The organism is Klebsiella sp. CB_Kp196 (assembly GCF_040061575.1).
Taxonomy (GTDB): domain Bacteria; phylum Pseudomonadota; class Gammaproteobacteria; order Enterobacterales; family Enterobacteriaceae; genus Klebsiella; species Klebsiella michiganensis.
The window spans coordinates 87,875-103,176 of sequence record NZ_JBEAFH010000046.1 but is presented as its reverse complement, the minus strand read 5'-3'; the positions used below and the strand labels follow the sequence as shown (position 1 = coordinate 103,176).

The 15,302-nt window shown below is 60.3% G+C and carries 4 protein-coding genes and 1 pseudogene; all 5 read left to right on the top strand.

Annotated elements, in window-relative coordinates; all coding sequences use genetic code 11:
• Nucleotides 1–31: 31 nt before the first annotated feature.
• The 5 genes and pseudogenes from irp1 (at nt 32) to fyuA (ending at nt 15,192) form a co-directional block, all read left to right on the top strand.
• Nucleotides 32–9,566, top strand: a pseudogene (gene irp1, locus ABLU87_RS15140) (yersiniabactin polyketide synthase HMWP1).
• Nucleotides 9,563–10,660, top strand: a complete 1,098-nt coding sequence (locus ABLU87_RS15135) for a Gfo/Idh/MocA family oxidoreductase (protein ID WP_196942027.1) — start codon at nt 9,563–9,565, stop codon at nt 10,658–10,660. The pseudogene irp1 and the gene ABLU87_RS15135 overlap by 4 nt, the downstream one beginning before the upstream one ends.
• Nucleotides 10,657–11,460: an alpha/beta fold hydrolase gene (locus tag ABLU87_RS15130; protein ID WP_048262810.1), complete on the top strand. Its 804-nt coding sequence runs from the start codon at nt 10,657–10,659 to the stop codon at nt 11,458–11,460. The genes ABLU87_RS15135 and ABLU87_RS15130 overlap by 4 nt, the downstream gene beginning before the upstream one ends.
• A gap of 3 nt (nt 11,461–11,463) precedes the next feature.
• Nucleotides 11,464–13,041 (top strand): yersiniabactin biosynthesis salycil-AMP ligase YbtE, encoded by a 1,578-nt coding sequence (gene ybtE, locus ABLU87_RS15125; protein WP_122116849.1) that lies wholly within the window; start codon nt 11,464–11,466, stop codon nt 13,039–13,041.
• 129 nt (nt 13,042–13,170) lie between these two features.
• Entirely contained in the window at nt 13,171–15,192 is a 2,022-nt protein-coding gene (fyuA, locus tag ABLU87_RS15120; RefSeq protein WP_064378015.1) for a siderophore yersiniabactin receptor FyuA, read from the top strand.
• Nucleotides 15,193–15,302: the final 110 nt, after the last annotated feature.

Genomic DNA, 15,302 nt, shown 5'->3' with positions numbered 1-15,302 from the left:
ACTTTGTCAATTTTAGGAAACGGGACCGATTATGGATAACTTGCGCTTCTCTTCTGCGCCAACAGCAGATTCCATTGATGCATCGATCGCTCAACGCTACCCGGACTGCGAACCTGTCGCAGTCATCGGCTACGCCTGCCATTTTCCTGAAGCGCCGGATGGCGAAACCTTCTGGCGAAATCTGCTGGAAGGCCGCGAATGCAGCCGACGCTTTACGCGCGAAGCGCTTCTGGCCGCCGGGCTGGATACCGCCATTATTGACGATCCTTGTTACGTCAATATTGGAACGGTTTTAGACAACGCTGACTGCTTCGATGCCACCCTGTTTGGCTATTCGCGGCAGGAAGCGGAGTCGATAGATCCCCAGCAGCGCCTGTTTTTACAGGCGGTCTGGCATGCGCTGGAGCATGCAGGTTACGCCCCGGGCGCCGTCCCCCATAAGACCGGCGTTTTCGCCTCTTCGCGGATGAGCACCTATCCCGGCCGCGAAGCCCTGAACGTGACAGAGGTCGCACAGGTCAAGGGCCTGCAGTCTCTGATGGGCAATGACAAGGACTATATAGCCACCCGCGCGGCCTACAAACTCAATCTGCACGGCCCGGCGTTATCGGTACAGACCGCCTGCTCCAGTTCGCTGGTTGCGGTCCATCTGGCCTGCGAAAGCCTGCGCGCAGGCGAATCCGATATGGCGGTAGCCGGCGGAGTGGCGCTTTCCTTCCCCCAGCAGGCGGGTTACCGCTACCAGCCCGGGATGATTTTCTCTCCCGATGGGCACTGTCGCCCTTTTGACGCCTCGGCAGAGGGCACCTGGGCCGGCAACGGTCTCGGCTGCGTGGTGCTGCGTCGCCTGAAGGACGCGCTGCTGTCAGGCGATCCAATTATCGCGGTGATCCTCTCCAGCGCGGTCAACAACGACGGAAACAGAAAAGTGGGTTATACCGCGCCGTCGGTGGCAGGACAGCAAGCGGTCATCGAAGAGGCGTTAATGCTGGCGGCCATCGACGACAGGCAGATCGGCTACATTGAAACCCACGGTACCGGCACGCCGCTGGGAGACGCGATTGAAATAGAAGCCCTGCGCAACGTCTACGCTCCCCGCCCGCCGCAACAGCGCTGCGCGCTGGGTTCCGTGAAGAGCAACGTTGGTCACCTGGATACCGCGGCGGGCATTGCCGGACTGCTGAAAACCGTTCTGGCGGTCAGTCGCGGAAAAATTCCGCCAATGCTGAATTTTCACACGCCAAACCCGGCGCTTAAGCTCGAGGAAAGCCCCTTTACCGTGCCGGTGACGGCGCAGGAGTGGCAGGACGAAGTGCGCTACGCGGGCGTCTCCTCCTTCGGTATTGGCGGCACCAACTGCCATATGATCGTCGCTTCGCTGCCCGACGAACTCAACATAAGCTACCCCGCCGCGGATGACGGCAGCAAGAGTTCCGCGCTGTTGCTCAGCGCCGCCAGCGACACCGCGTTGCGGCAGCTGGCAGCGGACTATGCCGCGGCGCTGAGGGAGAACTCGAATGCCAACAATCTGGCCTTCACGGCATTACGCGCGCGCCGTCTCGATCTTCCCTTCCGCCTGGCGGCGCCATTAAATCATGACACCGCCGCCTCGCTCAGCGCCTGGGCTGGCGCGAAATCGACTTCGCCGGTCTATAGCGGCCACGGCGCCAGCGGCAAACAGGTGTGGCTGTTTACCGGGCAGGGTTCGCACTGGCGCACTATGGGTCAGTCTCTGTACCAGCACTCAACGGCGTTTGCCGATACGCTGGAGCGCTGTTTTGCCGCCTGTCGTGACATGCTCACGCCTTCGCTACGGGAAGCGATGTTTAATCCCGATTCAGCGCAGCTTGACAATATGGCCTGGGCCCAGCCGGCGATTGTCGCGTTCGAAATCGCGATGGCGGCCCACTGGCGCGCTGAAGGACTGAAGGCCGACTTCGCCATGGGTCACTCCGTCGGCGAATTTGCCGCTGCCGTTGTCTGCGGACACTATACCATTGAGCAGGTCATGCCGCTGGTATGTCGGCGCGGCGCGCTGATGCAGCTGTGCGCAAGCGGCGCGATGGTGGCGGTATTTGCGCAAGAAGAGGCGCTGATGCCGTTGGCCCGTCAGTTCGAGCTGGATCTCGCCGCCAACAACGGCACCCGGCATACGGTCTTTTCCGGGCCGGAAGCCCGTATCGCGGAGTTTTGCGCCGCGCTTTCGCAACACGAGATCGACTATCGTCGCCTGAGCGTAACCGGCGCGGCGCACTCCGCTTTACTTGAACCAATACTCGATCGCTTCCAGGAGGCCTGCGCGGGTCTGCTCGCCGAGCCGGGACAAATACCGCTGATTTCCACGCTTACCGCCGAACTCATTGACGAGGCGACGCTCAACCAGGCGGATTACTGGCGCCGCCATATGCGCCAGCCGGTACGTTTTATTCAGAGTATTCAGGCGGCGCGCAAGCTCGGTGCCCGCGTTTTTGTTGAAATGGGGCCCGACGCCCAGCTGATTGCCTCCGGACAGCGCGAATACCGCGATGACGCTTACTGGATAGCCAGCGCCCGGCGTAAACAGGAGGCGAGCGCTGTCCTGAATCAGGCGCTTCTCCAGCTATACGCGGCCGGCGTCACCTTACCGTGGGCCGATCTTCTGGCAGGCGGTGGGCAACGTATCTCCGCGCCATGCTATCCGTTTGCGACCGAGCGTTACTGGAAAGAACGCGCCACCTCCGCCTGTGAGCCTGCCGATGCTGTGCTTGCCGCTGGATTAGCGGTGGCCAACAGCGCCGCGACAGCGCTCTGCCGATGCTGTGCTTGCCGCTGGATTAGCGGTGGCCAACAGCGCCGCGACAGCGCTCGAACTCCCACGTCTGGAGGCGCTTAAACAGTGCGCCACGCGACTGCACGCCATCTATGTCGATCGGCTGGTACAACGCTGTACGGGCGATGCGATAGATAACGGCGTGGACGCCATCACCATTATGCGCCATGGACGACTGATGCCCCGCTACCAGCAGCTGCTTCAGCGCCTGCTAAATAACTGCGTGGTCGACGGCGACTACCGCTGCGCTGAGGGGCGCTACTACCGCGCCCGCCCCATTGAACATCAGCAGCGGGACATTCTGCTGACGGAACTCGCCGATTATTGTGAAGGTTATCAGGCTATCCCCGATACCATCGCCCGTGCCGGCGATCGGTTATACGACATGATGAGCGGCGCGGAAGAGCCGGTGGCGATTATCTTCCCGCAAGGCGCTTCCGACGGCGTAGAGGTGCTATATCAGGAATTCAGCTTTGGCCGCTATTTCAACCAGATTGCCGCCGGGGTAGTACGGGGTATCGTCCAGGCGCGTCAGCCCCATCAGCCGCTGCGCATTCTTGAAGTCGGCGGCGGAACCGGCGGCACCACCGCATGGCTGCTGCCTGAACTCAAAGACGTACCGGCGCTGGAGTACCACTTCACCGATATCTCCGCACTGTTCACCCGCCGTGCGCAGCAGAAATTCGCCGACTATGACTTTGTGCATTACGACGAGCTGGATCTCGAACAAGAGGCGCAGTCTCAGGGCTTTGCGGCGCAGTCTTACGATCTTATCGTCGCGGCTAATGTGATCCATGCCACGCGCCATATCGGTCGAACCCTCGATAATTTGCGTCCCTTGCTCAAGCCGGGCGGGCGCCTGCTGATGCGCGAAATCACCCAGCCAATGCGTCTGTTTGATTTCGTTTTCGGCCCGCTGGTCCTCCCGCTACAGGATATCGACGCCCGCGAAGGCGAGCTCTTCCTCACCCCCCATCAGTGGCAGCAGCAGTGCCGAAGCGCCGGATTCAGCAAAGTAGCGTGGCTACCGCAGGACGACAGCCCGACCGCCGGTATGAGCGAACATATCATTCTCGCCACCCTGCCCGGCCAGGAGATGTCCACGTCATCAGAATCCGCGCTGGAACAGACGTTGCCGGATAACCCTGATTATCTCGCCGACTGGTCCGATTGCGCAGGTCAGCCGGAACGGTTTACCGCCCGCTGGCAGGAGGCCTGGCGGCGCCTCTCCGCGCGGCACGGCGACGATTCCCCCGTGAAACCGCCCCTCGTTACCGCCCCGCAATGGCTGGGGGAGGTGCGCTTAAGCTGGCGAAACGCAGCCTTTTCCCGCGGCGAGATGCGCGTGGAAGCCCGTCATCCAGACGGCAAGTGGCTGCCGCTGGCGCCCGACGCGCCTCTTCCTGCGCCGCAGACGCATTATCATTGGCGCTGGAGGCCCCTCAGCATCGACAGTAATAGCCGCCCGCTGGTATTCCGCCTCAGCGCCGGTACCCTTGCCTACGAAGAGGCGCTGGCGCAATACGGCATTCTTCACGATCCGCAGGCCCCTTCTGTCCTGATGATTGTCGACGAGAGCGAGGAGACGCTGGCGTTAGCGAAGCAGGTGAAAGAGGCCCTCACCGCCAGCCCAGGCGGCTTGATTGTCGTCACCCGCCGCGCGTGGCAAATCGATGAAAATGAGGCGCTATCAGCGGCCCATCACGCGCTGTGGGCTATGCTTCGCGTCGCGGCCAACGAACAGCCGGAACGGTTAATCGCCGCTATCGATATGGCTGAAAACGCCTCGTGGGAAACGCTGCGTCAAGGATTAAGCGCTGTTTCATTGTCACAACGCTGGCTTGCAGCCCGGGATAACGGCTTCTGGCTCCCTTCGCTGGCGCCCAACGCGGGATGCGCCGCCGAATTACCGGCGAAGGTGTTTGCCGGCGATAACCGCTGGCATCTGGTGACCGGGGCGTTTGGCGGACTGGGCCGCCTTGCCGTGAACTGGCTCAGAGAAAAAGGGGCGCGCCGCATCGCGCTACTGGCGCCGCGCGTGGATGCGTCATGGCCAGGCGACATAGCGGACGTGGAGATTCGCGTCTGCCGTTGTGATGTGGGTGATGCCGGAGAGCTGGCCCGTGTTCTTGATGAGCTGGCGACCAGCGGCGGCATTGCCGGAGCGATTCATACCGCTGGCGTATTGGCTGATGGGCCCTTGCAGGAACTCGATGACCACCAGCTGGCCGCCGTTTTCGCGGTCAAAGCGCAGGCGGCAAGCCAGCTATTACAAACGCTGGGCAACCACGACGCCCGTTATCTGATTCTCTACTCGTCCGCTGCCGCCGCCCTCGGCGCGCCAGGCCAGAGCGCCCATGCGCTGGCCTGCGGTTATCTTGACGGGCTCGCCCAGCAGTTCTCCTCCCTTGATACGCCGAAAGTGCTCTCCATCGCCTGGGGCGCATGGGGAGAAAGCGGCCGGGCGGCTACGACAGAGATGCTGACGACCCTTGCCGATCGTGGCATGGGCGCGTTAAGCGATGCCGAGGGGCGCTGGCACCTTGAACAAGCGGTGATGCGCGGCGCCGCCTGGCGACTGGCCATGCGCGTTTTCACCGACAAAATGCCCCCGCTGCAGCAGGCTCTGTTTAACGCCGCAGCAACAGAACACGCCGCGATTCCGGCCGCGACTCCCGCTGATAACCATGCTTTTCACGGTAGCATCAGCGATAAAGCGGCGGTGATGACATGGCTGAAAAATCGCATTGCGGTGCAGCTAAGACTGAACGATCCTGCTTCGCTGAACGCAGATCAGGATCTGTTACAGCTGGGAATGGACTCGCTGCTCTTTCTTGAACTCAGCAGCGATATTCAACATGACCTGGGTGTACGCATCAACGCGGAACGGGCGTGGCAGGATCTCTCGCCGCACGGGCTCACACAGCTTATCTGTTCTCAGGCAGAGACGGCGCCTGCCGTATCGCCGCCGGAAGCGTTGCAGCACGATGCCGCTGAGCGTTACGCGCCCTTCCCGTTGACGCCGATTCAGCATGCCTACTGGTTGGGCAGAACCCATCTTATTGGCTATGGCGGCGTTGCCTGTCACGTGCTGTTTGAATGGGATAAACGCCACGATGAGTTCGATCTCGCCGTACTGGAGAAAGCATGGAACCAGCTCATTGCCCGCCACGATATGCTGCGGATGGTGGTGGATGCAGATGGACAACAGCGCGTTCTGGCGACAACCCCGACGTATCGTATCCCGCGCGACGATCTGCGCGCGCTTTCCCCGCAAGAGCAGTGCCAGGCGCTGGAAAAACGGCGCCATGAACTGAGCTATCGCGTTTTACCTGCCGACCAGTGGCCGCTCTTTGAGCTGGTGGTCAGCGAAATCGACGATTGCCGCTACCGCCTGCACATGAACCTCGATCTTCTGCAGTTCGATGTGCAGAGCTTTAAAGTCATGATGGACGATTTGGCCCAGGTATGGCGCGGAGAAACGCTGCCGCCGCTCGATATCACCTTCCGCGATTACGTGATGGCTGAACAGGCGCGCCGACAAACAACAGCATGGCACGATGCCTGGGATTACTGGCAGGAAAAACTGCCGCAACTGCCTTCAGCTCCGGAACTGCCGGTGGTGGAGACTCCGCCGGAAACCCCGCACTTCACCACGTTCACTTCGACGCTTGATAGACAAGAGTGGCAGGCGGCGAAACAACGCTGGCAGCAGCAGGGCGTCACCCCCTCCGCCGCGCTGCTCACGCTGTTTGCCGCCACCCTTGAGCGCTGGAGCCGTACCACGGCATTTACGCTGAACCTGACGTTCTTCAATCGCCAGCCGATCCACCCGCAAATCAATCAGTTGATCGGGGATTTTACCTCCGTCACGCTGGTTGATTTTAACTTCTCAACGCCGCTAACGCTGCAGGAGCAGATGCAACGGACCCAGCAGCGTCTCTGGCAAAACATGGCGCACAGCGAAGTGAACGGCGTTGAGGCGATCCGCGAGCTGGGGCGCCAGCGCGGATCCCAGCGTCAACCGCTGATGCCGGTGGTGTTTACCAGCATGCTGGGGATGACGCTGGAAGGAATGGCTATCGACCGGGCAATGAGTCATCTGTTCGGCGAACCCTGCTATGTCTTTACGCAAACGCCGCAGGTCTGGCTGGATCATCAGGTGATGGAGAGCGATGGCGCGTTGACGTTTAGCTGGTACTGCATGGATAACGTGCTGGAACCGGGCGCGGCTGAAGCGATGTTTAATGACTACTGCGCCATCCTGCAGGCCGCCATTGCCACCCCTGAAGTCCTGGAGACCATGGACAGCGGGATTGCCGAACACATTCCCCGCCGCCGCTGGCCGCTGAACGCGCAGACAGACTACGATCTGCGGGATATTGAGCAAGCGGCGCAGGAATACCCCTGCATCCAACAGGCCAGAGCGGAATTAAGCGAAAATGGCGCGTTAACCCTGGATATCGTTATGACCGAGGATCCACCGCCCTCAGCGCCGTTACATGATGAGCACGATCTCGCCTCACTGGCGCTGCCGTTGCCTGAACAGACGCAACTTGACGAGCTGGAAGCGACCTGGCGCTGGCTGGAGGCGCGTGCGCTGCAGGGGATTGCCGCAACGCTACATCGCCACCGTCTGTTCACCACCCCGGAGGTTGCCCACCCATTTGGCGAAATAGTACAGGCGCTGGGCGCGCAAGCGTCACACCGGCGCCTGCTACGCCAGTGGCTGCAGTGTCTGGCGGAAAGAGAATGGTTAGTGCGCGAGGGGGATAGCTGGCGCTGCCGCATTCCGCTCAGCGAAATTCCCGAACCTCACGAAGCTTGCCCGCAAACCCACTGGAGCCAGGCGCTGGCGCAGTATCTTGACGCCTGCATCGCCCGGCACGACGACCTCTTCTCCGGGCAGTGTTCGCCGCTGGAACTGCTGTTCAACGAGTCGTTGCGCGTAACCGACGCGCTGTATCGCGAAAACCCCGCCAGCGCTTGTCTGAATCGCTATACCGCGCAGATTGCCGCCCTTTGCGGCGCAGAACGGATCCTCGAGGTGGGCGCCGGAACCGCAGCCACCGCGGAACCGGTGCTGAAGGCCACGCGAAACACGCGGCTGTCATACCACTTCACGGATGTCTCCGCGCAGTTCCTCAACGACGCCCGAACCCGTTTCCACGATGAATCGCGGGTGTCTTACGCCTTATTCGATATCAACCAGCCGCTGGATTTTACCGCCCACCCCGAGGCGGGTTACGACCTGATTATTGCCGTCAACGTGCTTCACGACGCCAGCCATGTCGTACAGTCGTTGCGCCGATTAAAGCGGTTGCTGAAAGCCGGCGGACGTCTGCTGATCGTTGAAGCGACGGAACGAAACAGCGTATTCCAGCTGGCGAGCGTCGGCTTTATCGAAGGGTTAAGCGGATACCGCGATTTCCGCCGCCGGGATGAAAAACCTATGCTCACCCGTTCGGCATGGCAGGAAGTGCTTGTGCAGGCCGGTTTTGCCAACGAACTGGCCTGGCCGCCGCAGGAATCGTCGCCGCTGCGCCAGCATCTGCTGGTCGCACGTTCGCCTGGGGTGAATCGCCCGGATAAAGCAGCCGTGAGCCGCTATCTGCAGCAGCGTTTTGGCGCCACCCTGCCCGCGTTGCAGATCCGGCAGCGAGAAACGTTATTTACTCCGCTATCGGCCCCACCTGACGCACAGATTGCGCCAGCTGAATCGACACCGAGCTCCGGGGGAGATCCGGCGCTGGAAAAACAGGTCGCTGAACTCTGGCAAACGCTGCTGTCTCGCCCCGTGTCCAGACATCACGACTTTTTCGCGCTGGGCGGCGACAGCCTGATGGCGACAAGGATGGTCGCGCAGCTGAACCGCAGAGGAATTGCCAGCGCCAGCCTTCAGGATCTGTTCACCCATTCAACGCTCAGCGACTTCTGCGCCCATCTGCAGGCCTGTTCGTCGGCAGAGGAGAATCCTGTGCCCATTTGCCAGGGCGGTGGCGGCGAAACGTTGTTTGTTTTCCATGCTTCAGACGGCGATATCAGCGCCTGGCTGCCGCTCGCCAGCGCGCTGAATATGCCCGTTTTCGGCCTGCAGGCAAAATCGCCGCAGCGTTTTGCCACGCTTGATCGGATGATCGATGAGTATGTCGCGAGTATCCGCCGCCAGCAGCCGCACGGCCCTTATGTTCTGGCGGGCTGGTCGTATGGCGCTTTTCTTGCGGCGGGCGCCGCGCAGCGCCTGGATGCCAAAGGCGAGCAGGTACGGCTGGCGTTAATCGATCCCGTGTGTCGACAGGATTTTCGTTGCGCAAACCGGACGGCCCTGCTGCGGCTGTTAGCCGAAGGCGATACGCCGCTGGCGCTGCCGGAACATTTCGATCGGCTGACGCCCGACCGCCAGCTTGCCGATTTTATCGACCTTGCCAGAACGGCGGGAATGATGGCGCAAAACCTGACGCTACAGGCGGCGGAAGCGTGGATCGACAACATCGCGCATCTGCTGCGCTTACTGACCGAGCATACGCCGGACGAAACCGTTCCGCTCCCCTGTCTCATCGTGCATGCCGCGATGAGACCCGCGCGCTGGACGCCAGCGGAAACCGAATGGCAAACCTGGATAGACCGCGCCGACAGCTATGCGATTAAAGCCAGCCATTGGCAAATCATGCTGGATCCCCCCCACGTTCAGACCTGTGCGCAGCATATCAAGCGCTGGCTCGGCGCAACCTCAACGCAACCGGAGAACACGTTATGATGCCGTCCGCCGCCCCTAAGCAACGCGTACTGATTGTGGGCGCTAAATTTGGCGAAATGTACCTCAACGCCTTTATGCAGCCCCAGGAGGGGCTGGAACTGGTTGGTCTTCTGTCCCAGGGAAGCGCGCGATCGAGAGAGCTGGCCTGTGCGTTTGGAATCCCGCTGTATACCTCGCCGGAACAGATCGCCGAGATGCCGGATATCGCCTGTATCGTCGTGCGCTCAACCGTCGCCGGCGGGAGCGGAACCAAGCTTGCCCGGCACTTTTTGACCCGCGGCGTGCATGTGATTCAGGAACATCCCCTCCACCCGGATGACGTCCGTTCTTTACAAGCGCTGGCGCAGGAACGGGGCCGCTGCTATTGGGTCAACACGTTTTATCCGCACGCGCGTGCGGGTCGCGCCTGGCTCGGGGATGCGCAGCGGTTACGTCGCAGCCTGGATCAGGCGCCGTCGGTTGCTCACGCAACCACCAGCCGACAATTGCTCTACTCCACGCTGGATTTGTTGTTGCTGGCGCTAGAGGTTGATGCCGCCAGCGTGGCGTGCGAAGTGGTCGGTAGCTTTAGCGACTTTCACTGTCTGAGACTTTTCTGGCCGGCGGGAGAAGCCTGTCTGCTACTTCAGCGCTATCTCGATCCTGACGATCCTGATATGCACAGCCTGATTATGCACCGTTTGCTGCTGGGCTGGCCGGAAGGTCATCTTTCGCTGGAGGCAAGCTACGGCCCCGTGGTCTGGTCATCCAGCCTGTTTGTCACAGAACATCAGGCGAATGTTCGTAGTCTCTACCGCAGGCCGGAGATCCTGCGCGACCCGCCGGGTCAGACGCGCAGCGCGGCTCCCCTGAGCTGGCGTGATTGCTGTGAAACCGCCGGACCGGAGGGGGTCGGCAGGTTGCTACAGCTGCTGCGCTGCCATCTGGCGGGTGGAAATCTGCCGGCGGCCTGCCACTCCGCTCATCAGCTCGCGTTATCACATTTATGGCAGCAGATTTTACGTAAGACCGGCCATGCGGAGATCCGACATCTGACGCCGCCGCGTCACGACCGGTTAACGGCTTTCTACCGCCACGATGAGGAGTCCCGGTGATGCAATCTGCCATGTGTATACCGTTATGGCCCGCCCGCAACGCCAGTACGGCGCATCTGGTGATGTGCCCCTTCGCGGGCGGCAGCAGTAGCGCGTTTCGCCGCTGGCGAGACCACCCCATGGCGGAGATCGCGCTTTCCCTGGTGACCTGGCCGGGGCGCGATCGCCTGCGCCATCTGGCGCCGCTCAGCAGCATTACGCAACTGGCGTCGCTGCTGGCGGACGAACTGGAAGAGAGCGTATCGCCTGACGCCCCGCTTTTACTTGCCGGGCACAGCATGGGCGCGCAGGTGGCGTTTGAAACCTGCCGGCTTCTGGAACAACGGGGGCTTCCCCCGCAAGGGCTGATTATTTCCGGCTGCCATGCCCCTCATCTGCATTCCCGGCGCAGGCTCAGCGACCGCGATGATGCCGACTTTATCGCTGAACTGATCGATATCGGCGGATGTTCGCCTGAACTACAGGAAAACAAGGAGCTACTGTCGCTATTTCTTCCTCTTCTGCGCGCTGATTTTTACGCTACTGAGCACTATCACTACGACTCGCTCGACGATTTTCCGCCGCTGCGCACGCCTGCTCTGCTCGTGTGCGGCAGCCGCGATCGTGAAGCCTCCCGGCCGGAGATGGAGGCCTGGCGTCCGTGGCTGAACCATATCGCAGGCGAGGTGGTGATTGACGGCGACCATTTTTATCTGCTGCAACAATCCAGGGCCTTTTTTACGCAGATTATTCACCATTTTCCCCACGTATTTTCTGCGACGACCGCTTTGCAAAATCGGTCCTGCACTTCAGAAAGGTGACGCATGCATTCTTCTTTTGATTCTCTGATAAAACAGTATCCCTTCCCCATTGCTGAACAGCTGCGCCACTGGGCGGCTCGCTATCCCTCGCGAACTGCTGTCGTTGATGCCAAAGGCTCGCTGACCTACAGCGCGCTCGATCTTCGGGTCGATGAGCTTGCTGCAGGGTTATACTCGCTGGGTTTGCGTCCGGGAGAACATGTGCTTATCCAGCTCCCCAACGGCAACGCATTTGTGATCCTGCTGTTCGCGCTGTTAAGACTGGGCGTTATCCCTGTTCTGGCGATGCCCTCGCAGCGGGCGCTGGATATTGACGCGCTGATCGCGCTGGCGCAACCGGCCGCTTATGTGATTCACGGAGAAAGCCACGCGGACCTGGCCCGCCAGATGGCGCGCAAACACGTCTGCCTGCGGCAAGTTCTGGTCGCAGGTGAGACCGAAGGCGACGATTTTACGCCGCTCTTCTCGCTGCGCGGCGAACGGCAGGCGTGGCCGCAGCCCGATGCTGCCGGCACCGCGCTGCTGCTGCTCTCAGGCGGCACCACCGGGACGCCAAAGCTTATCCCGCGACGGCACGCTGACTATAGCTATAACTTCAGCGCCTCCGCCGAACTGTGCGGCCTTAAGCCACAGAGCGTGTATCTCGCCGTCCTCCCCGTGGCGCATAACTTTCCGCTGGCCTGCCCCGGTATTCTGGGAACCCTTGCCTGCGGCGGAAAGGTGGTATTGACCGACAGCGCCAGCTGCGATGAGGTGATGCCTTTAATCGCTGAACAAGGCGTGACCCACGTCGCCCTGGTACCGGCGCTGGCGCAGCTCTGGGTGCAGGCCAGAGAGTGGGAAGACAGCGATCTCTCTTCGCTACGCGTCATTCAGGTGGGCGGCGCCCGGCTTGACCCAACGCTTGCTGAGCAGGTTATCTCGACGTTTGATTGTCCCCTGCAACAGGTATTCGGTATGGCGGAAGGCCTGCTCTGCTTTACCCGGTTGGACGATCCTCTGGCCACCGTTCTCCACAGCCAGGGGCGCCCTATGTCTCCCCTGGATGAAATTCACGTCGTTGACGAAGAGGAGAACGACGTTGCGCCCGGCGAAACGGGACAGTTATTAACGCGCGGTCCTTATACTATTACGGGCTATTATCGCGCTCCCGAGCACAATGCGCGGGCCTTTACCGCGCAAGGATTTTACCGTACGGGCGACAATGTCAGGCTCGATGAGGCGGGAAATCTGTACGTTGAGGGGCGTATAAAAGAGCAGATCAACCGCGCCGGAGAGAAAATAGCCGCTGCGGAAGTGGAATCGGTGCTGATGCGTCTGGAAGACGTAAAGGATTGCGCCGTGGTCGCCGCGCCGGACACGCTGCTTGGCGAGCGGATATGCGCGTTTATCATCGCGCAACGCACTCCCTCTGACTATCAACAGCTGCGTCAAAAGCTGGTCCGAATGGGAATCAGCGCGTGGAAGATTCCCGATCAAATTGAGTTTCTGACCCACTGGCCGCTCACCGCCGTCGGCAAGGTAGATAAAAAGCGCCTGACGGCGCTCGCCATTGAGCGTTATCGCCATTCAGCCCAATAAGCGCCCCGCTACCCGAAACAGGTGGAAATAAACCCGTTTCGGGTAGCAGTGCAATTAGAAATAGTTATCATTTTCAATTCACCATTATCGGTATTTTGGCGTCTCGCCGTTTTTCAGGGATTCATAACAATGAAAATGACACGGTTTTATCCTCTGGTTCTGGGGGGATTTTTACTCCCGGCCGCTGCTCATAGCCAAACCTCACAGCAAGACGAAAGCACGTTGGTGGTCACCGCCAGCAAACAGTCTTCCCGCTCGGCATCAGCCAATAATGTCTCTTCTACCGTTATCAGCGCGACGGAGTTAAGCGACGCGGGCGTTACCGCCAGTGACAAACTCCCCAGAGTGTTGCCAGGGCTGAATATTGAAAATAGCGGCAACATGCTTTTTTCAACGATCTCGCTACGCGGCATCTCTTCGGCCCAGGACTTTTATAACCCCGCCGTTACCCTGTATGTCGATGGCGTCCCGCAGCTTTCGACCAACACCATCCAGGCGCTGACCGATGTGCAAAGCGTGGAGCTGCTGCGAGGACCGCAGGGCACCTTATATGGCAAAAGCGCCCAGGGCGGGATCATTAACATCGTCACCCAGCAGCCGGACAGCACGCCGCGCGGCTATATTGAAGGCGGCGTCAGCAGTCGTGACAGTTATCGAAGCAAACTCAACCTGAGCGGCCCGATTCAGGATGGCCTGTTATACGGCAGCGTGACCCTTTTACGCCAGGTTGATGACGGCGAGATGATTAACCCCTCGACCGGTAGCGATGATTTAGGCGGTACCCGCGCCAGTATCGGGAATGTGAAACTGCGTCTGGCGCCGGACGACCAGCCCTGGGAAATGGGGTTTTCCGCCTCGCGCGAATGCACTCGCGCTACACAGGATGCCTACGTGGCATGGAATGATCTCAAGAGCCGTACGCTGTCTCTCGGCGAGGGTTCACCGGACCCGTACCTACGGCGCTGTACTGACAGCCAGACGCTAAGCGGTAAATACGCTACCGATGACTGGGTTTTCAATCTGATCGGCGCCTGGCAGCAGCAGAATTATTCCCGGACCTTCCCTTCCGGCTCGTTGATCGTCAATATGCCTCAGCGCTGGAACCAGGATGTGCAGGAGCTACGCGCCGCCACCCTCGGCGATACGCGTACCGTGGATATGGTATTTGGGTTGTACCGGCAGAACACCCGCGAAAAGCTAAATTCCTCCTACGATATGCCGACGATGCCCTATTTAAGCAGCACCGGCTATACCACCGCTGAAACCCTTGCCGCCTACAGCGATCTGACCTGGCATTTAACCGAACGTTTTGACATCGGCGGCGGCGTGCGTTTCTCGCATGATAAAGCCAGCACGCAGTATCACGGCAGCATGCTGGGAAACCCATTTGGCGACCAGGGTAAAAGCAATGACGACCGGGTGCTCGGACAGCTCTCCGCAGGCTATCTGCTGACCGACGACTGGCGGGTGTATACCCGCGTAGCCCAGGGATATAAACCTTCCGGATACAATATCGTGCCTACCGCAGGTCTTGATGCCAAACCGTTCAACGCGGAAAAATCCATCAATTATGAAATTGGCACCCGTTACGAAACCGCCGATGTCACGCTGCAAGCCGCCACCTTTTATACCCACACCAAAGATATGCAGCTCTACTCTGGCCCGGTCGGAATGCAGACCTTAAGCAATGCGGGGAGAGCCGACGCCACCGGCGTTGAGCTGGAAGCGAAATGGCGGTTTGCCCCCGGCTGGTCATGGGATATCAATGGCAACATGATCCGTTCCGAATTCACCAACGACAGCGAGCTGTACCACGGCAACCGGGTGCCGTTCGTACCGCGTTACGGCGCGGGAAGCAGCGTGAATGGCGTGATTGATACGCGCTATGGCGCACTGATGCCCCGGCTGGCGGTTAATCTGGTGGGGCCGCACTATTTCGATGGCGACAACCAGCTGCGGCAAGGCGCCTACGCCACCCTGGACAGCAGCATTGGCTGGCAGGCGACGGAACGGATGAATATTTCCGTCTATGTCGATAACCTGTTCGACCGTCGTTACCGTACCTATGGATATATGAACGGCAGCAGCGCCGTCGCGCAGGTTAATATGGGCCGCACCGTCGGTATCAATACGCGAATTGATTTCTTCTGATCCAACGATCCAGGGATGCAATAATCGCATCCCTGTCATCACCGAATTTAACTCGTTGACGTCCGGAAAACGCCTGGGACAACCCCAGCCAGCAACAAAACCTATATTGT

What these genes read in the sequence shown, in the direction of transcription:
- fyuA (WP_064378015.1), top strand. Translation starts at nt 13,171, where the DNA reads ATGAAAATGACACGGTTTTATCCTCTGGTTCTGGGGGGATTTTTACTC.
- ybtE (WP_122116849.1), top strand. Translation starts at nt 11,464, where the DNA reads ATGCATTCTTCTTTTGATTCTCTGATAAAACAGTATCCCTTCCCCATT.
- ABLU87_RS15135 (WP_196942027.1), top strand. Translation starts at nt 9,563, where the DNA reads ATGATGCCGTCCGCCGCCCCTAAGCAACGCGTACTGATTGTGGGCGCT.